Source organism: Sinomonas sp. R1AF57 (assembly GCF_002224485.1).
Classification (GTDB): Bacteria; Actinomycetota; Actinomycetes; order Actinomycetales; family Micrococcaceae; genus Sinomonas; species Sinomonas flava.
On record NZ_CP022463.1, the window covers coordinates 1,954,052 to 1,971,638 of the forward strand.

At 71.9% G+C, this 17,587-nt stretch carries 17 protein-coding genes; 6 read left to right on the top strand and 11 right to left on the bottom strand.

The annotated features are described in order from the left end of the window. The first annotated feature begins 183 nt into the window (after positions 1–183). Positions 184–1,398 carry an MFS transporter gene (locus CGQ25_RS08995; RefSeq protein WP_208712757.1) on the top strand — a complete coding sequence of 405 codons (1,215 nt, stop codon included), beginning with the start codon at positions 184–186 and terminating at the stop codon, positions 1,396–1,398. 33 nt (positions 1,399–1,431) lie between these two features. On the opposite strand, the gene ftsY is transcribed toward CGQ25_RS08995, so the two are convergent. Next, positions 1,432–2,646, bottom strand: coding sequence for a signal recognition particle-docking protein FtsY (gene ftsY, locus CGQ25_RS09000; RefSeq protein ID WP_255405701.1), 1,215 nt, complete (start codon positions 2,644–2,646; stop codon positions 1,432–1,434). Positions 2,647–2,799: 153 nt separating this feature from the next. Here ftsY and CGQ25_RS09005 point away from each other — a divergent pair, with 153 nt between their 5' ends. Continuing rightward, complete coding sequence (locus CGQ25_RS09005; RefSeq protein WP_208712759.1) at positions 2,800–4,197, top strand: MFS transporter; 1,398 nt, start codon at positions 2,800–2,802, stop codon at positions 4,195–4,197. 93 nt (positions 4,198–4,290) lie between these two features. Here the strand turns inward: CGQ25_RS09005 and CGQ25_RS09010 are convergent, their stop codons facing one another. Then, positions 4,291–5,229 (bottom strand): LysR family transcriptional regulator, encoded by a 939-nt coding sequence (locus tag CGQ25_RS09010; RefSeq protein WP_255405702.1) that lies wholly within the window; start codon positions 5,227–5,229, stop codon positions 4,291–4,293. Positions 5,230–5,379: 150 nt separating this feature from the next. Between CGQ25_RS09010 and CGQ25_RS09015 the strand changes: the two genes are divergently transcribed. Further along, the gene (locus CGQ25_RS09015; protein ID WP_208712760.1) at positions 5,380–6,636 is read left to right on the top strand and encodes a CaiB/BaiF CoA-transferase family protein; all 1,257 of its coding nucleotides are present in this window, start codon (positions 5,380–5,382) and stop codon (positions 6,634–6,636) included. Continuing rightward, positions 6,633–7,484 (top strand): enoyl-CoA hydratase/isomerase family protein, encoded by an 852-nt coding sequence (locus tag CGQ25_RS09020; RefSeq protein WP_208712761.1) that lies wholly within the window; start codon positions 6,633–6,635, stop codon positions 7,482–7,484. The genes CGQ25_RS09015 and CGQ25_RS09020 overlap by 4 nt, the downstream gene beginning before the upstream one ends. Before the next feature lie 5 nt (positions 7,485–7,489). On the opposite strand, the gene smc is transcribed toward CGQ25_RS09020, so the two are convergent. The 6 genes from smc to coaD all read right to left on the bottom strand — a co-directional run bounded on the left by smc (position 7,490) and on the right by coaD (position 14,281). Next, positions 7,490–11,086, bottom strand: coding sequence for a chromosome segregation protein SMC (gene smc, locus CGQ25_RS09025; RefSeq protein ID WP_208712762.1), 3,597 nt, complete (start codon positions 11,084–11,086; stop codon positions 7,490–7,492). A gap of 107 nt (positions 11,087–11,193) precedes the next feature. Then, entirely contained in the window at positions 11,194–12,144 is a 951-nt protein-coding gene (gene mutM, locus CGQ25_RS09030; protein ID WP_208712763.1) for a bifunctional DNA-formamidopyrimidine glycosylase/DNA-(apurinic or apyrimidinic site) lyase, read from the bottom strand. 15 nt (positions 12,145–12,159) lie between these two features. Continuing rightward, positions 12,160–12,858, bottom strand: a complete 699-nt coding sequence (gene rnc / locus CGQ25_RS09035; protein WP_208712764.1) for a ribonuclease III — start codon at positions 12,856–12,858, stop codon at positions 12,160–12,162. An 18-nt stretch (positions 12,859–12,876) separates the two neighbouring features. After that, positions 12,877–13,080: a 50S ribosomal protein L32 gene (rpmF, locus tag CGQ25_RS09040; RefSeq protein ID WP_066498296.1), complete on the bottom strand. Its 204-nt coding sequence runs from the start codon at positions 13,078–13,080 to the stop codon at positions 12,877–12,879. A 31-nt stretch (positions 13,081–13,111) separates the two neighbouring features. Further along, positions 13,112–13,642: a DUF177 domain-containing protein gene (locus CGQ25_RS09045; RefSeq protein ID WP_208712765.1), complete on the bottom strand. Its 531-nt coding sequence runs from the start codon at positions 13,640–13,642 to the stop codon at positions 13,112–13,114. 147 nt (positions 13,643–13,789) lie between these two features. Further along, positions 13,790–14,281: a pantetheine-phosphate adenylyltransferase gene (coaD, locus tag CGQ25_RS09050; RefSeq protein WP_208712766.1), complete on the bottom strand. Its 492-nt coding sequence runs from the start codon at positions 14,279–14,281 to the stop codon at positions 13,790–13,792. Positions 14,282–14,349: 68 nt separating this feature from the next. Between coaD and CGQ25_RS09055 the strand changes: the two genes are divergently transcribed. Further along, positions 14,350–15,546, top strand: a complete 1,197-nt coding sequence (locus tag CGQ25_RS09055) for an aminotransferase class I/II-fold pyridoxal phosphate-dependent enzyme (protein ID WP_208712767.1) — start codon at positions 14,350–14,352, stop codon at positions 15,544–15,546. Then, the gene (locus tag CGQ25_RS09060; protein ID WP_208712768.1) at positions 15,543–16,313 is read left to right on the top strand and encodes a spermidine synthase; all 771 of its coding nucleotides are present in this window, start codon (positions 15,543–15,545) and stop codon (positions 16,311–16,313) included. Before CGQ25_RS09055 ends, CGQ25_RS09060 begins: the two co-directional genes overlap by 4 nt. A gap of 9 nt (positions 16,314–16,322) precedes the next feature. On the opposite strand, the gene CGQ25_RS09065 is transcribed toward CGQ25_RS09060, so the two are convergent. The 3 genes from CGQ25_RS09065 to rsmD all read right to left on the bottom strand — a co-directional run bounded on the left by CGQ25_RS09065 (position 16,323) and on the right by rsmD (position 17,573). Beyond that, positions 16,323–16,523, bottom strand: a complete 201-nt coding sequence (locus CGQ25_RS09065; protein ID WP_208709005.1) for a hypothetical protein — start codon at positions 16,521–16,523, stop codon at positions 16,323–16,325. Between the two features lie 67 nt (positions 16,524–16,590). After that, complete coding sequence (locus CGQ25_RS09070) at positions 16,591–16,977, bottom strand: hypothetical protein (RefSeq protein WP_208709007.1); 387 nt, start codon at positions 16,975–16,977, stop codon at positions 16,591–16,593. Further along, positions 16,974–17,573, bottom strand: coding sequence for a 16S rRNA (guanine(966)-N(2))-methyltransferase RsmD (gene rsmD / locus CGQ25_RS09075; protein ID WP_208709009.1), 600 nt, complete (start codon positions 17,571–17,573; stop codon positions 16,974–16,976). Before rsmD ends, CGQ25_RS09070 begins: the two co-directional genes overlap by 4 nt. Positions 17,574–17,587: the final 14 nt, after the last annotated feature.

Sequence of the window (17,587 nt, forward strand, 5' to 3'; positions counted from 1 at the left end):
CGGTGTTTCGGCGAGACGCGGGCCACATTGCGCGTCCGTTACAAGTTGCCTCGGCACGTTAACGCGCGGACACCGGGACGTTTCCGGCATGTTTCCGCGGGCTCTGCCGGCCGACGCCGCTTGTCGCCGGCCTGTCCCGGGGCGGGACGCGGCCCGCCGGCTCGCCTCACTTAGGGTTGACCCATGCCCCGCACCTCTGCACGAGTCCCGGTGCCCCGCGACGTCTGGGTCATGGTCGCCGCGGCGTTCGTCATCGCCGTCGGCTTCGGCCTGGTCTCCCCCGTCCTCCCGCAGCTCGCGACGAGCTTCGGGGTCGGGGCGACGGCCGCCTCGGTGATCGTGAGCGCCTTCGCGCTGGCCCGCCTGACGCTCGCGCCGGCCGCCGGGTCCCTCGTGGACCGGCTCGGAGAGCGGCCCGTGTACGTCACGGGCCTCCTGCTCGTCGCAGCCTCGAGTGCCGCCTGCGCCTTCGCCCCGGACTACTGGACGCTGCTCGCCGTGCGCGGACTGGGCGGAATCGGCTCGACCATGTTCACGATCTCCGCCTCCGGACTCATTGTCCGGCTCGCGCCGCCGGACGCCCGAGGCCGCGTGAGCGGCCTCTACGCGTCCTCGTTCCTGCTGGGCAGCATCACCGGCCCGGTCCTCGGCGGCATGCTGGCAGGGTTCGGGCTGCGCGTGCCCTTCCTCGCCTACGCGGCGGCCCTCGTCGTCGCCGCTGCCGTCGTCCACCTCCTGCTGGGCCGGGGCGGGACGGCGCGCACGACGGCGCCCGCGCGCCCGCCGCTGCTGCTCGCCGAGGCGCTGGGGCAGCCCTCGTACCGGGCCGCCGTCGGCTCGAACTTCGCCAACGGGTGGGCGACCTTCGGCATCCGCATGGCACTCGTGCCGCTCTTCGTCACGGCCGCACTCGGCGCCGGCTCCCAGGCGGCGGGCCTCGCGCTCGCGCTCTTCGCCCTTGGCACGGCCGGGGCGCTCACCTTCACGGGACGCCTGAGCGACCGGTGGGGGCGGCGGCCCGTCGCGGTCCTCGGCCTCATCGCCACCGCACTCCCCACGGCGTTCCTGGGTGTGAGCCCGAACGAGCCCGTCTTCTTCGCCCTCTCCATCGCCGCGGGGTTCGGCTCGGGGTTCCTCGGCCCGTCGCTCCAGGCCACGGTCGCGGACTCGATCGGCTCGGAGCGCAGCGGCGGCCGACCCCTCGCGGTGTTCCAGATGGCGGCCGACATCGGCAGCATCCTCGGCCCGCTCGCTGCCGGCGCCCTCGCTGACGGGGTCGGCTACGGGTGGGCGTTCGCGGTCTCGGGGGCCTGCCTGCTCGCGGCCGTGCCGCTCTGGGCGGGCAGGCGCCGGCCCGCCCAGGAGGCCGACGCCGTCGTGCGCACCCACAACGGCTGAGGCGCGCCGCTCCGCGTGCGCCGGAGCGGCGGATCAGGCGAGGATGGCGTCCACGAACGACTCGGCGTCGAACGGGGCGAGGTCGTCCGGGCCCTCGCCGAGGCCCACGAGCTTGACGGGGACGCCGAGCTGCTTCTGGATCGCGACGACGATGCCGCCCTTCGCGGTGCCGTCCAGCTTGGTCAGGACGATTCCGGTGATGTCCACGACTTCGGCGAAGACCTTCGCCTGGGCCAGGCCGTTCTGGCCCGTCGTGGCGTCGAGGACCAGGAGGACCTCGTCGACGTCGGCCTGCTTCTCGATGACGCGCTTGACCTTGCCGAGCTCGTCCATGAGGCCGACCTTGTTCTGGAGGCGGCCGGCGGTGTCGACCATGACGACGTCGACCTCCTGCTCGATGCCGGACTTGACGGCCTCGAAGGCGACTGAGGCCGGGTCGGCGCCGTCGACGTCCGACTTCACCGTGGGCACTCCCACCCGGGCGCCCCACGTGGCGAGCTGCTGCGCGGCGGCCGCCCGGAAGGTGTCCGCGGCGCCCAGGAGCACGTCCTTGTCCTCGGCGACGAGCACGCGGGCGAGCTTGCCGACCGTCGTCGTCTTGCCCACGCCGTTGACGCCCACCACGAGCACCACGGCGGGCTTGCCGTCCGTGCGCGCGACGTTCAGGGTGCGGTCCATCGTGGGATCGACGAGCTTGACGAGCTCCTCGCGCAGCATGGCGCGTACCTCCTCCGGGCTGCGCGTCCCCATGACCCGGACCCGCTCGCGGAGGGTGTCCACGAGGTCCATGCTGGCATCGGTGCCGATGTCAGCCAGCAGGAGCGTCTCCTCCACTTCCTCCCACACGCCCTCGTCGATCCTGTCGCTCGACAGGAGCGCGAGGAGTCCCTTGCCGAAGATGCTGTTGCTCTTCGCGAGCCGCTCGCGCAGCCGGATGAGGCGGCCCGCGACGGGCGCGGGGGCCTCGGTGGGGACCCGCTCGATGACGGCCTCGTCGAGGACATCCTCCGTGGGCGCCTCCTGCGGTTCCGCGGGGGGCGGCAGGGTCCCGACCCCGGCGGGCGCGGGCTCGGATTCGGCGGAGGCTGGCCGCTCGGGGGCGATCACCTGGTCGTTGGCGTCGCGCGTGCCGGTGTAGTCGATCTTCTTCCGGCGGCCGCTCACGAGGCCGACGACGATCCCGGCGATCACGAGGACCACGATTCCGACGATGATGATGACGGGCAGCAGGGCGGAAAGGTCTGTCACGGGTCCTAGCTTCTCACAGCGGCCGGACAGTGCATTTTCGTTCATTGACTCTGCGCGAACTGTCGTTGTTCCGCACACCCGGCGTTGACATACTCGGGACACCTGATGTGGCAGCCGTCACATGCGAGCGCTGAGAAGTCGAAGGAGACATCCATGGTCCAGAGAAGCGGGACAGAGCCAGCGACGTCGGGGCTCAGAAGGGTCGTCGCTGCGTCGATGGCGGGGACCGTCGTCGAATGGTACGAGTTCTTCCTCTACGCCACGGCCGCCAATCTCGTCTTCGGCAAGATGTTCTTCCCGAACGCCCACTCAGAGCTCGACGGGATCATGGACGCCTTCCTCACCTACGCCGTCGGGTTCGTCGCGCGGCCGCTGGGGGGCCTCGTGTTCGGCCACTTCGGCGACAGGCTCGGCCGCAAGAAGCTCCTGCAGCTGAGCATCATCCTCGTCGGAGCGTCGACGTTCCTCATGGGGTGCCTGCCGGGCTTCGCCGAGTGGGGCTATCTGGCACCGCTGGCCCTGGTCACCCTCCGGTTCATCCAGGGCTTCGCCGTGGGCGGCGAGTGGGGCGGCGCTGCCCTCCTCGTCGCGGAGCACAGCCCGAACAGGTCGCGCGGCTTCTGGACCTCCTGGCCCCAGACAGGCGTGCCGCTCGGCAACCTGCTGGCAACGGCCGTGCTCCTCATCCTCTCCGCCACGGTCAGCCAGGAGGGCTTCCTCGCGTGGGGCTGGCGCATCGGGTTCTGGCTGTCGGCGGTCATCGTCGTCGTGGGCTACTACATCCGCACCAAGATCAGCGACGCACCGATCTTCCTCGAGGCCGCCCGGGAGCAGGAGGAGGCCGCTGGGCCTTCCGGCGTGCTCGAGGTCGTCCGCCGGTATCCGCGCCGTGTGCTGGCCGCGATGGGAGTCCGGTTCGCCGAGAACGTCATCTACTACCTCGTGGTGACGTTCTCCATCACGTACCTGAAGGTGATCCTGCACATGGACACCTCGCACGTCCTGCTGCTGCTGCTGGTCGCCCACGCGATCCACTGCTTCATGGTCCCGGCCGCCGGGAAGCTGCTCGACGCGTGGGGCCGCAAGCCCACCTACCTCCTCGGCGCCGTCGTGGGCGCGTCCTGGGGCTTCGCCGCCTTCCCGATGATGGACAGCAGGCAGGACGGGCTGATCCTCGCGGCCATCGTGCTGGGCCTCGCCAGCCACGCCCTCATGTACGCGGGCCAGCCCTCGATCATGGCGGAGATGTTCCCCACCAGCATGCGCTACTCCGGACTGTCGATCGGCTCGCAGGTCACGTCGGTCCTCTCGGGCTCGCTCGCGCCCATCATCGCGACGGCGCTCCTGGGCGCGTTCGGATCCTCTGTTCCGATCGCCCTCTACCTCCTCGCGAGCTGCGTCGTCACGATCATCGCGGTGCTGGCCCTGAAGGAGACCAAGGGGATCGACCTGCGGGATCTCGATGCGGCGCACGCCGCCCGCATGGCGGCCGCTGACGGGCGCGCGGCGGGGCGGGGCGGCTCGGCCCTGCAGGACCTCCCGACGCGCTGAGGGATCACCGCGGGGCTTCACCGCAGAGATGGAGGGGCGGCCGGGCTGACAGCCTGGCCGCCCCTGCCGCGCACCGCCCGGCCGAAATGATCCTCACTCGAGCTGTCCGTCCCAGACGCGAGGACGAGGAAGGAGCTGGTCCTGCCGGCTCCGCGCCTCCTCGATGAGGCTCGAGACCACGGCGCGCACAGCGGGCGAGCGCATGGACTCGGACCGGGCGGCCGCCCAGAAGCGGACGTGGCGCTCGATCTCGTGGTGCAGCACCGGCACGAGACCGGTATCGCCGCGGACCACGTACTCGGGCAGGAGGGCGATCCCGGCCCCTGCACGGACCGCCTCGACCTGCGGGAAGATGCTCGTCGCCTGGAACGACGCCGCCTCGCCCGTCACGCTCTGGCGCCCGTATGCGAGCTCCGACACCTCGAGGGCGGATTCGGCGTAGCCGACGAACGAGTGGCCAGCGAGCTCCTCGACCCCTGTCGGCATCCCGCGCCGGCGGATGTACTCCCGTCCCGCGTAGAGGCGCCGGACGTGGTCCGTCACGGCGACGGCCTGGATCCGCGGCGCCTCGGCGGTCCCGGGGACGACCTCGAGGTCGAGGCCCGACCGGTTCTGGCTCAGACGCCGAGTCGCGGTCACGAGCTCCACCCTCAGCAGCTCGTGGTCCTGCTGGAGCCGGGCCAGCGCCGGAGCGACGAAGAGCGCCCCGAACGCGTCGGAGGCACCGACGCGGACGAGGCCCGTCAGCGACTCCCGCTTGTTCGTCAGACGCGCGGACAGGCTGCCGAGGCTCGACTCGATGCCCTCGGCAGCCTGGACTGCGCGGCGGCCGAGTTCGGTGAGTTCCCAGCCCTGCGGCGTCCGGGCGAGGGTGCGGCCGCCGAGCCGCTTGTCCAGCGCGCCGATCCGACGCGAGATGGTCGTGTGCGTCGTCTCGAGCGCCTCGGCCACCGCGGTGAACCGGCCGAGGCGCGCGACGGTGAGCAGGATGAGAAGGTCGTCCGGACTGGGCAGCCCCTTGAACTCGACCACAGGTCCTCCCGTGCGTTCGTGCACATATGGTCTGCCTGAATTGTTCTTGTATGCACTGTAGCAGGAGCGCGATCGTGGTCCTACGGCCAGACGGCGGTCCGAGAACGCGCCGTCAGGCGCCGCCCGCAGACCTCATCCCAGGAGTCAGACATGAACGACACGAGCCGAGCGCTCCCGAGCGGCCACGCGCCGCGGCTGCCACTCGACGGAGTCCGCATCCTCGACCTGAGCCGGGCGCTCGCCGGCCCGTGGGCCACGGCACTGCTCAGTGACCTGGGCGCGGAAGTCGTCAAGGTCGAGAGCATCTCGGGCGGCGACTCGAGCCGCTCCTGGCCCCCGTTCGAGGGAGAGCACAGCCTGTACTTCGACTCCACGAACCGCGGCAAGTCGTCGATCGCCGTCGACTTCTACTCCGCGGAGGGCCGCAGGCTGCTCTGGGACCTGGCAGTCGGCGCCGACGTCGTCGTCGAGAACTTCCGGCCCGGAGTGCTCAGGGAGATGGGGCTGGACCCCGACGCACTCAGGGACGCGAAGCCGGGCCTCATCGTGGCCTCCGTCAGCGGATTCGGGACGAGCGGTCCTCTGGCCCAGTCCGCCGGCCTGGACCAGGTGGCCCAGGGCATGTCCGGGCTCATGTCGGTCACGGGCCCGGATGCCGACCACCCCACCCGCGTGGGCGTCCCGATCATCGACATGGTCTCCGGGATCTACCTCGCGCTCGGCATCGCGGCGGCGCTCGTGGGCCGCCACGGATCAGGCCGCGGCTCCCAGGTGGCGACGTCCCTGCTGGAATCCGCGCTCTCGCTCTCCGCGTTCCAGGGCCAGGCCTACCTGAGCACAGGGCGCGTCCCCACCCCGCAGGGCAACAGCCACCCCGTCCTCTCCCCCTACGGGGTCTTCGCGACGGCGGACATCCCCATCATCATCGCCGTCGGGAACGAGCGGCAGTGGAGACAGCTGTGCGCCCTCGTCGAGGCCCCCGACCTTGCGGACCACCCCGACTACCGCACAGGCGCCCTCCGCGGGCAGCATCGCGCCGCCCTCACCGACGCCCTTGAGGACAGGCTCCTGCGACGTCCCGCAAACGAGTGGCTCGCAGCCCTGCGCGACGCCAAGATCCCCACGGGCCCGATCTACACGTACGCCCAGGCATTCGCCGACGAACAGGTCTTGTCGCTCGGCATGGTCACGACCGTGGAGCGCGCCGACGGATCGCCGCTGCCGCTCCTGCGCGGGCCGATCTCGCTCGACCGGGCGCCGCTGCCGGTGCGCAAGGCGCCGCCGTCCCTGGGCGAGGATACCCGCGCGGTGCTCGAGGGGGCAGGACTCACCCAGGACCAGATCGCCGCGCTGGCGGACGCCGGCGTCGTGCGGATGGCCGGGGACGGGACGAAGGTGCCGGCATGAGCGCGAGGACCCTGGCCCAGGCACACGGCCCCGCCCGGCCCGGGCGGGAGCAGGGGCGTCTCGTCGTCGAGCGCGACGGCGCGGTGGCGCGCCTCATCATCCACAACCCCGCCCGGCGGAATGCCGTGTCGCAGGACATGTGGCGGCAGTTCGTGCCGGCCCTCCGCTCGCTCGATGCCGATCCGGGGGTCAAGGTCCTCGTCGTCCGGGGCTCGGGGGGAACCTTCTCCGCCGGCGCGGACATCTCCCAGGTCGCCTCGATCCTGCGCGGAGACGGCAGCGCGCGCGACGGCGGAGACCTCACCGCCGCGGAGGAGGCCCTGGCCTCCTTCAGCAAGCCGACGATCGCCGCCATCGACGGATACTGCGTCGGGGGCGGCTGGGAGATCGCCGGCGCCTGCGACCTGCGCATCGCCGCAGCGGACGCGTTCATCGGCATCACCCCGGCCAAGCTGGGCATCGTGTACCCCACGTCCGGCATAGCGCGTCTCGTCCGACTCGTCGGTCCTGCCACCGCCAAGAGGCTCCTCTTCACCGGGGACCTCGTCGACGCTCGCGAGGCCCTCCGGGTTGGACTCGTGGAAGAGGTGGCCCCCGCGGGCCACGTCCACGACGCCGCCCTCGGCCTCGCGGAGAGGATCGCACACCGTTCGCAGCTGTCGGCACGGGCGCACAAGGCACTCGTGGAGAGCGTCGCCGCCTGTTCGCCGGAAGTCGGCGAGGTGAGCGCGCACTGGCAGCGCGAGATGGAGCTGGGCCCTGACGCGAGGATCGGCATCCAGGCCTTCCTCGCGAAGGAGCCGCCGGCCTTCGAGTGGTCCGTGCCCGTCCAGCGCCGCCGGGGGTAGGCGGGTCAGGCCCCGGCCTCGACGCGCTCGAGCTTCTGGCTGATCACGGTCGAGACGCCGTCGCCGCGCATCGACACGCCATAGAGCGCGTCGGCGACCTCCATGGTGCGCTTCTGGTGGGTGATGACGATCAGCTGGCTCGACTCCCGGAGTTCCTCGAACACCGTGATGAGCCGGCCGAGGTTCGTGTCGTCGAGGGCCGCCTCGACCTCGTCCATGACGTAGAACGGCGACGGACGCGCCTTGAAGATCGCCACCAGGAGTGCGACCGCCGTCAGCGACCGCTCGCCGCCCGAGAGCAGCGAGAGGCGCTTGATCTTCTTGCCTGCCGGCCGCGCCTCGACCTCGATTCCCGTGGTGAGCAGGTCCGACGGGTCGGTGAGCACGAGCCTGCCGTCGCCGCCCGGGAAGAGCCGTGCGAAGACGCGCTCGAACTGCACGGAGGTGTCCGCGAACGCCTCGGCGAAGACGCGCTGCACGCGCTCGTCGACTTCGGCGACGATCTTCAGCAGGTCCTTCCGGCTCGCCTGGAGGTCCTCGAGCTGCGCCGCCAGGAAGCGGTGGCGCTCCTCGAGGGCTGCGAACTCCTCGAGCGCGAGCGGGTTGACCTTGCCCAGGGCGGCCAGGTCCCGTTCGGCCTTCCTCAGGCGCTTCTCCTGCTCGGCCCTCACGAACGGCACACCGGCGTCGAGGGGTCTGCCGTCGTCGTCGACCTCGACGCGCAGGGCCGCCCACTTGTCTCCCTGCTCCTGCTGCGGGACGGGCACCGGGCGGTGGGGCCCGAACTCGTCGACGAGGGCCGCGACGGCGAGTCCCAGCTCGTCGGCCGCCCGCTCGGCCAGGGCCTCGAGGCGCAGGCGCTGTTCGGCGCGGGCCAGCTCGTCGCGATGGGCAGCGTCGTTGAGCTCCGCGAGCTCCCTGGCCAGGCCGTCATTGCGGCGGCGCAGCGTGCCGAGCCTCTCATCGATCTCGGACCGGTTCGCCTCGGCGGCGTCGCGCTCGCCCGCGGCCTCGTCGACGGCGGCGTCCATCGCGGCCAGCCCCCGGCGTGCTGCGTCGACGACGGCGCCCGCCCGGGCGGCCTCGCGGGCCCGGCGCTCCGCGCGCAGCCGTGCTTCCTCGGCCGCCCGCCGCTCCGACTCCGCGGCCCGCTCCAGGGAGGTCACGCGGGCTTCGAGGGAGCGCTGCTGCTCCTCGGCGGCACGCAGCGAGAGCCGGGCCTCGAGCTCACGCGCCCGCGAGACGGCGGCCTGGGCCTGGAGCCGGTCGCGCTCCTCGGAGGTCGGCTCATCGGCATCAGGCGCTTCCTCGGCACGTTCAAGGCGCTCTGCGGCGGCCTCGAGGGCCACCTGTTCGGCGTCCAGCGTGGAACGGGCCGCGGCGAGGGACGCCCTGAGCCGCTCCTCCTCCGCCGATGCGCCCCGCAGCTGCGCCCCGAGCGCCCCGAGCCGCTCTGCAACGGCGGCGAAGGTGGCGTCCGAGTGATGCAGATCCGCGAGCGCCGCCTCGGCAGCCTCGCGCGCGGAGCGTTCGCGCTCCTGCGCGCTGGCCAGGCCGAATCCGCACCGTTCGTACTCCGCCTGGGCGGCGTCCAGCGCGGCTCTTGTCTGCTCGATGCGCCCCTGCAGCTCGATCGTGGACGGGGATCCCGCGGAGCCGCCGCACAGCGCGGCGGAGGTGACCAGGTCGCCGTCGTAGGTCGCGACGGTGAGATCTGGGTGGGATTCGGCGACGGAGAGCGCGGCCGCGAGACTGCGCACCACCACAGCGGCGTGGAGCAGGCGAGCGGTGGCGGCAGCGATCCGCGGGTCCGGCTCAACGACCTCGGCGAGCCACCGTGCCCCCTCCGGCAGCCGCTCCGCGCCCGACGCACCGCGGACCGGCGCGTCCTCCCCTGGGCTGCCGACGACGAGCGCGGCCTGGCCGGCGTCGTCCGCCTTGAGCGCGGCGAGCGCCTCCGCCGCCGCTTCCGGGCTGTCCATCGCCAGCCCCTCGGCGAGCGGCCCGAGCACGGCCGCGACGGCCGACTCGAACCCGGGCTCCACGTCGAGGAGGTCTGACACGCGCCCGAGGACCCCGCGGGCGGAGGAGGCGACCGTTCCCGTGGCGTCGCGGTCCCTCAGGCCCGCGGCGAGGGCCTCGAGCCGGGCCTGGTGGGCCTGCCGTTCCGCCGCCGCACGATGGCGCCGGTCGAGGAGCGCCGCCCTCGCGGACTCCGCCGCCTCGAGTTCCGCAGCGGCCTCCTCATACGCGGAGTCCAGGTCCTCCTCCCCCGCCTCGGCCGTGGCCATCTGCGTCTCGAGCGCGACGAACTCTGCTTCGGCGTGGCGCTGGCGCTCGCCGGCCGAGCCGAGGGACTCCTCGAGCCGGCCGATCTCACCCTCCGCTGACTCCACGCGGCCCCGGGCGGCGGCGACCTGTCCCGCGAGCCGGGCGAGGCCCTCGCGATGGTCTGCCTGCGCGCGCAGGAGCGCCGTGTGCCGCCGGTCCTCGGCGGTCGCCGCGTCCTCGGCCGCGGCCCGCTCCTCCTCGGCGGCGGCGAGGGCCTCGGAGCGCACCTCGACCGTTTCCGCCGCCGCCTCGAGCTCGAGCCGGAGCGCATCGGCCTGGCGTTGGAGGCCTTCGGGATCGCGTCCCCGGACCGGGCCATCGGAGGAGCCGAGGAGCCGACGCCGCTCCTCGGCCAGGGAGGCGAGGGAGCGCAGCCGCTCGCGGCCCTGGGCGAGCCGGTACCACGTCTCCCGCGCCGCATTGACCTGCGGGGTCGCCGCCGCCGCGGCACGTTCCGCCTCAGCCTGGGCGCGCCGGCCGCCGTCGAGCTCGCGCTCGACCTCCGCGCGGCGGGCGTCCAGGGCGGTGTGGTCCGCTTCCTCCGCGTCCATGGCGTCCTTCAGGGTCACGATGTCGTCCGCGAGCAGGCGGGCACGGGCGTCCCTCACGTCGGCCTGGATCGTCTGGGCGCGGCGAGCCACCTGGGCCTGGCGGCCGAGGGGCCCGAGCTGGCGGCGGAGCTCTGCGGTGAGGTCGGATAGTCTTGAGAGGTTCGCCTGCATGGCCTCGAGCTTGCGGAGGGTGCGCTCCTTGCGCCGGCGATGCTTGAGGATCCCCGCCGCCTCCTCGATGAAGCCGCGACGGTCCTCGGGGGTGGCGTGCAGGATCCGGTCGAGCTGCCCCTGGCCCACGATGACGTGCATCTCGCGGCCGAGGCCCGAGTCGGAGAGGAGCTCCTGGATGTCGAGCAGCCGGCATGGGCTCCCATTGATCGCATACTCGCTGCCGCCGGCGCGGAACAGCGTGCGCGAGATCGTGACCTCACTGTACTCGATGGGCAGGGCCCCGTCGGCGTTGTCGATCGTGAGCGACACGTGCGCACGGCCCAGCGGGGGCCGGCCCGCCGTGCCGGCGAAGATGACGTCCTCCATCTTGCCGCCGCGCAGCGTCTTCGCACCCTGCTCGCCCATGACCCAGGCAAGCGCGTCGACCACGTTGGACTTGCCGGAGCCGTTGGGGCCGACGACGGCGGTGACCCCCGGTTCGAACTCGAACGTCGTCGCGGAGGCGAAGGACTTGAAGCCCCGGATGGTCAGGGTCTTGAGGTGCAAGGCTTCCTAGGCTTTCGTGCTGCCGGCATGATGCCCTAATCTACGCTCCCGCGCTCCCCCGGCCCGTCATCGCGGGCGGTGTGCCGCAGGGTCCGGGCGGCGATCCGCTACCAGCGGGCGTTGCGCGGGACCGGCTGGCATCGCGTGCACCGGTAGGACGAGCGGCCCATGAACGGCTCCCGGACCACGACGCCCACGTCTCCCTCGGCCGCGCAGCGCCGGCAGGGGCGCCCAGACCGGCCGTAGGCGTCGAGGGACCTCGAGAAGTAGCCGGACGCGCCGTTGACGTTGACGTAGAGGGAGTCGAAGCTCGTGCCTCCGGCCGCGAGGGCCCGCTCCATGACGTCGCGGACGGCCTCCACGAGCCGGGCGGTCTCGCTGCGGCGCAGCGTGTCTGTGGGCCTGGCGTAGTGGAGGCGGGCGCCCCAGAGGGCCTCGTCCGCGTAGATGTTGCCGATCCCGGAGACGAGGCGCTGGTCCAGCAGGGCGCGCTTGATGCCCGTCCGGCGCGAGCGCAGGCTCGCGTGGAACGCGGCCGGGTCGAAGAGCGGGTCCAGCGGGTCGCGTCCGATGTGCGCGGCCTCCGCCGGGATCAGCGGACGGGGAGACTCCGAGCGGCCGCCGGCGCCGCCGTCGTGCGTCGTGACCAGTGGCACGACGGCGAGGCCGCCGAAGATGCGCTGGTCGACGAAGCGCAGCTCGCCGGGCATCCCGGGGGCCGCGCTGAGAGAGAGGCGGACCTTGAGGTGCTTCTCGAGGGGCTGCCCCTCATCCTCCACGAGGAGCTGGCCGCTCATCCCGAGGTGGGCCAGGAGCGCGGTGTGCGGGACCGCATCTGGCGGATCCGCGCGCCCCGCGAGCGGCAGCCAGAGGTACTTGCCGCGGCGGACGGCGTCGAGGACGGTCGCGCCCTCGAGCTGTCCTCGGAAGTCCTCGGGGCCGAGCGCGTGCCGGCGGACGGAACGCGGGTCGAGGACCTGGGCGTCCTCCACGGTGCGCCCGGCGACCCAGGAGGCCAGGCCGCGTCGGACCACCTCGACTTCGGGAAGTTCGGGCATTGCCGGACGCCGGTCCTAGGCGCGCGCGTCCTGAGACTGGGGGCCCAGGACCTTCCATGCGTTCGCGGCCGACTGCTGCTCGGCTTCCTTCTTGGAGTTCCCGGTCCCGGTCCCGTACGGCGTCCCGCCGATCAGGAGCGTGGCGGTGTAGACGCGCGCGTGGTCCGGGCCCTCGCCGACGACGGCGTAGTGGATCTGCCCGAGCTGGCGGTTGGCCGCGAGTTCCTGGATGTGGGTCTTCCAGTCCGTCCCCGCGCCCAGCACCGCCGCATCCGCGAGGAGCGGGGCGATGAGGCTGACGACGAAGCGCCGGGCGGTCTCGAGGTCGTTGGAGATGTAGGTGGCGCCGATGAGCGCTTCCATCGTGTCCGCGAGGATCGACGACTTGTTCTTCCCGCCGGTGACCTTCTCGCCCTGGCCGAGGTAGATGTACTCGCCGACACCGAGGCGGCGGGCGATGGACGCGAGCGCGCGCGTGCTCACGACGGCGGCGCGTCGCTTGGCCAGCTCGCCCTCGCTGAGGCCCGGGTGCTCGCGGAAGAGCAGGTCGGTCACCGAGAAGCCGAGGATCGAGTCACCGAGGAACTCGAGACGCTCGTTGGTCGGAATGCCGCCGTTCTCGTAGGCGAACGAGCGGTGTGTCAGGGCAAGACGAAGCGTCTCGGCGTCGATCACGACGCCGAGACGCTTCAGAAGCTCGTCATGAGGGCTCATGCGCGAGATGCCGCCAACTCAGACGTCGGCGACCTTGCGGCCCTTGTACTCGAGGAACAGCTCGGTACCGGCCGAGTCGGTCACGACCTTCGCCTGGTGCGGGAGGCTGTACGTCACGCGACCGTTCTCGACGGTCTTGACGAGCGTCGGGACGGACGCCTTCCACTGCGAGCGGCGGGCGCGGGTATTCGAGCGAGACATCTTCCGCTTGGGAACAGCCACGGCTAACTCATTTCTCTCTTAGTGCCAACACTTACTCATCGTCGTGCCGGTCTGGCTTCACCAGATCTGCCAAGGCAGCCCACCGGGGGTCGACGACCTCATGGTGGTGCCCCGGCTCGTCCGCGAGGCGCGCCCCGCATTCGGAGCAGAGACCCTCGCAGTCTTCCCGGCACACCGGCTGGAACGGCAGCAGAGGTACCACTGCGTCCCGCAACACCGGTTCAAGATCGATGGACTCGTGCTCGACTCGACGTTGCTCTTCATCGTCTTCTCCGTCCGAGTGCCCCATGCCCTCGAAGAAGAAAAGCTCTTGCACTCCGGCATCGAGTCCGTACTCGATGGGATCCAGGCATCGCCCGCATTCGCCCGTCACGGTGACGTGCGCGGTTCCCGAGACCAGGATCCCCTCGTGCACTGACTCGAACGTCAGATCGAGGTCCACGGGGGACCCTTCCTTGACGCCGATGAGCGCCACACCGAGATCACCCGGTGCGGGTACATGCTCCGTGAGGGTCCGCATAGTCCCCGGGCTGCGCCCGAGGTCCTTGACGTCGAACATCAAAGGCGAACGTGCTTCGCGCTTAATGAGAACTCCTGTAGAACATAGACCGACACGCTATCCTATCGTGCCCGCCCGTTCGTCCCAAACCGGGACCGGGCGCGCCTGGACAGCGTGGCGTGCTGCTGTGCCCGTCCAGTGTAGCGGGAATCAGGCGGAGGCGCGGCCAGGCGCGGTGTCGGCGAGCCGCGTGAGGACGGAACGGGGGACAAACTCGGAGACGTCTCCCCCCAGGTCATGCACTTCCTTGACGAGCGTCGAGGACAGGTGGACGTAGTGCGCCTCGGCCGGGAGGAACACCGTCTCGACCCCGGTGAGCTGCCGGTTCATGATCGCCATGGGCAGCTCGTAGTCGAAGTCGGAGCTCGAGCGCAGTCCCTTGACGATGGCACTCGCGCCGCGTTCGCGGCAGTACTCGGCGAGGAGGCCCTCCCCCATCGGCTCGACCGTGATGCCGCTGATCGCACCGAGGGTCCGCCGGGCCATCGCAATGCGCTCCTCGAGGGAGAACCGGTACTTCTTGGCGTAGTTCGTGGACACCGCCACGATCACCTCGTCGAAGAGGTTGGCGGCCCGCGCGATGACCTCGAGGTGCCCGTTGTGGATGGGGTCAAAGGAGCCAGGGCACACCGCGCGTCGCATACGGCCAACATACTGCATGCCCCCAGCCGCGGGCAGGCCGGCGCCGCCCCGGCGGATAGCATGGGCGGATGACATCCGCGTGGCAGCGAACAGCGGCCGGGGCGAACCTCCTCGGCGAGGACGGCCAGCTCGGCGTGACGATCTTCGAGGAGATGACGTCCCTCGCCGTGCGGCACGGCGCCATCAACCTCGGTCAGGGGTTCCCGGACGAGGACGGTCCGGCCGAGATGGCCGAGGCAGCACGGTCCGCGATCCTCTCCGGCGCCAACCAGTACGCCCCCGGCCAGGGCATCCCCCGCCTGCGCGAGGCGGTGGCCGCGCACCAGGCGCGCTTCTACGGGATCGACCTGGACCCGTGGAAGCAGGCCATCGTCACGACGGGCGCCACCGAGGGGATCGCAGCGGCGGTCCTCGCCCTCGCCGGACCCGGGGACGAGGTCCTCACCTTCGAGCCGTTCTATGACTCCTACGGGGCGATGATCGCCCTTGCCGGCGCCGAGCACGTCACGGTCCCCCTGCACGCGCCGGCCTTCCAGCCCGACCTCGCCGAGCTCGAGGCGGCGTTCACCCCGCGCACGCGCGTCGTCGTCGTGAACAACCCCCACAACCCCACCGGCGCGGTGTTCGGGCAGGAGGTGCTCGCCCGCGTCGTCGAGCTCGCCGCACAGCACGACGCCGTGATCGTCACCGACGAGGTCTACGAGCACCTCGTGTTCGGCGGGCCGCACGTGCCTGTCGCCACGCTTCCCGGCGCCGCCGAGCGGACCCTCACGATCTCCTCGGCGGGCAAGACCTTCTCGTTCACGGGATGGAAGGTCGGCTGGGTCACAGGACCCGAGGAGCTCGTGGCGCGGGTGCGCACCATCAAGCAGTTCCTCACCTACAGCTCGGGAACCCCGTTCCAGGAGGCCGTGGCGATGGGCTTGGGCTTCCCCGACGAGTTCTTCCGCGGCATCGCGGCATCGCTCCGGGCGAAGCGGGACATCCTCGCCGAGGGGCTCCGGGCTGCCGGGCTCGAGGTGTTCGTGCCGGAGGGCACCTACTTCATCACCACCGACACGAGGGCGCTTGGCATCGACAATGCCCTGGACCTCGCACGCCGGCTGCCCGAGCTCGTCGGCGTGGCCGCAATCCCTGTCTCGGTGTTCTGCCAGCCCGAGGGCGCGGAGCGCACCCGCTCGCTCCTGCGCTTCGCCTTCTGCAAGAAGGAGCCGCTCCTGGCGGAGGCGGCGTCGCGACTCGCCCTGCTCGCGGACCGCGTGTGAGCGCCTCGCGCTACCTGCGCGGCATCGGGGCCCATGCGAGCGTTGACGCGGATCCCCTCGTGCAGGGGGCCTTCATCCTCTCGATCGCCGGCGCAGAGCAGTCCCACGTGGACATCGCCGACCCCACCCATGTCTTCTATGCCTACCTGCGACGCATGGCGAACGTCGTGGACGCCGTCCGCCCGGCCGGGACGCCCCTCCATGCCCTCCATCTGGGGGCTGGCGCTCTGACCCTCGCCCGCTACATCGAGGCGACCCGCCCGGGCTCGGTCCAGACCGCGGTCGAGCTCGAACGCGAGCTGGTGGACTTCGTCCTCGAACAGCTCCCGCTGCCGGCGGGGACAGACCTGGCGCTCCATCTGGGGGACGCCCGGTGGGAGCTTCCCGCGGCCGCCGGGCGCGGACCCTACGACGTCATCGCGCTGGACATCTTCTCGGGGCCGGAGGCGCCCGCGCACATCGCGCACCCCGACTTCTACGCCGAGGCCGCCGCGCTCTTGGCCGAGGATGGGGCGATGCTGGTCAACATCGGCGACGACCCGCCGCTCACGCTCGTGCGCTCGCAGGTCGCGGCGATGCGCGGCGTCTTCAGGGAGGTCGCGGCGCTCTCCGAACCGGACATGTTCACGGCACGGTTTCCCGGCAACATCGTGGCCATTGGGCTGCCGGGGCCCTGGCCGGACGCATGGAAGACGGCGCTGCCCGCGGCGGGACCGCACCCCACGCTCCTCGTGCGGGGGATGGACTTGGACCCGCTCGCCGGCTGAGACGCCGGATCAGCTCGCGAGCTTCTGCTCCGCGAGGCGCTTCACCCATTCGGGCGTGGGGCGGTTGAGGCGCTCGTCGAGGACCACGCGGAGGCGGGCGGCGGCGATCTGCACCCGGCGGTCCGACGAGCCGGGCCTGCGCTCGGGCGTCTCCTCGGACGCGTGCCTGCCGTCTCCCTGATCGGCGGGGAGTGCTTCGTGCTTGCTCACTGCCTCTCCTTCCGTGGCCCGTGCTGTGCCGCGCTCCCTCCAGTATCCCCCGGGCCCCGGGGCGGCGTCACGCATCGCCGAGCTCCTCGTCGAGCCCCGCCTCTTCCGCCTCCGCGATCGGGTCGATCCAGACGGCGTCGAGGAGCTGGAGCTCCTCGTCGCTCGCAATGAGGTCGCTCTTGGCGAGGCTCGCGAGCACCATCGTCCCCATGGCCTGCATCTGCGGGTCGGGCGACACGGACGCCTCGAGCGCCCATTCGGCGCGGCGCCAGAACTCAGCCCTGCGGTCCGAGTAGGAACGCTGGCGGATGGTGTTCAGGCCCACGATCGCCGCGACGACGGCGGCGGCGAGGGTGCCGACAGGTGCCAGCGCGGAGACGATCTCCCACCAGGCGGGTCCCGCCGCAGCGGCCGCGGACTGCACTGGGAGGGGCGTGGCCGTGAGGCCGATCATGCGCTCACCTCGCCGTCGGCAGCCGGCGCCGGATGCGGCTCCGCAAACCACAGGCGCGTTTCCCCGTACTTGCGGTCCGCGTAATGGCGGAGCCCAGCGGGCCACTCCGGCTCAGGCGAGCGCGAGGACCGTTCCACCACCACGAGCGCATCCTCCGCGAGGTGCGGGGACAGGGCCGCGAGGACGCGCGTGAGCTGCTCGTCGGCGAGGGGGTAGGGCGGGTCCATGAAGACGAGGTCCCAGTGCCGGCCCGGCATCGTCTGCTCGAGGAAGCCGCCCACCTTGGCCCGGTGCACGGTGACGGCGCGGCGCCCGACGGCGTCGTTCACCGTGCGCGCGTTGCGCTGGCACGCTGCCACCGCCTTCGCCTCGGACTCGACGAGCTCCGCGGTGGAGGCGCCGCGGCTCACGGCTTCGACGCCGAGCGCGCCCGATCCGGCGTAGAGGTCCAGCACCCGGGCGCGGGCGATCATCCCGAGGGCCTCGAGGCGCGAGAAGAGCGCCTCCTTGACCCGGTCGGTCGTGGGCCGGGTCGCAGACCCTGGGACCGAGGCCAGGGTCGTCCCTCCGGCGATCCCGGCGATGATCCTGCTCATCGTGCCTCACGAAC

Excerpts from the sequence above, each read along its gene's own strand:
- CGQ25_RS08995 (WP_208712757.1), top strand. The coding sequence starts at position 184 with ATGCCCCGCACCTCTGCACGAGTCCCGGTGCCCCGCGACGTCTGGGTC.
- CGQ25_RS09005 (WP_208712759.1), top strand. The coding sequence starts at position 2,800 with ATGGTCCAGAGAAGCGGGACAGAGCCAGCGACGTCGGGGCTCAGAAGG.
- CGQ25_RS09015 (WP_208712760.1), top strand. The coding sequence starts at position 5,380 with ATGAACGACACGAGCCGAGCGCTCCCGAGCGGCCACGCGCCGCGGCTG.
- CGQ25_RS09020 (WP_208712761.1), top strand. The coding sequence starts at position 6,633 with ATGAGCGCGAGGACCCTGGCCCAGGCACACGGCCCCGCCCGGCCCGGG.
- mutM (WP_208712763.1), bottom strand. The coding sequence starts at position 12,144 with ATGCCCGAACTTCCCGAAGTCGAGGTGGTCCGACGCGGCCTGGCCTCC.
- rnc (WP_208712764.1), bottom strand. The coding sequence starts at position 12,858 with ATGAGCCCTCATGACGAGCTTCTGAAGCGTCTCGGCGTCGTGATCGAC.
- coaD (WP_208712766.1), bottom strand. The coding sequence starts at position 14,281 with ATGCGACGCGCGGTGTGCCCTGGCTCCTTTGACCCCATCCACAACGGG.
- CGQ25_RS09055 (WP_208712767.1), top strand. The coding sequence starts at position 14,350 with ATGACATCCGCGTGGCAGCGAACAGCGGCCGGGGCGAACCTCCTCGGC.
- CGQ25_RS09070 (WP_208709007.1), bottom strand. The coding sequence starts at position 16,977 with ATGATCGGCCTCACGGCCACGCCCCTCCCAGTGCAGTCCGCGGCCGCT.
- rsmD (WP_208709009.1), bottom strand. The coding sequence starts at position 17,573 with ATGAGCAGGATCATCGCCGGGATCGCCGGAGGGACGACCCTGGCCTCG.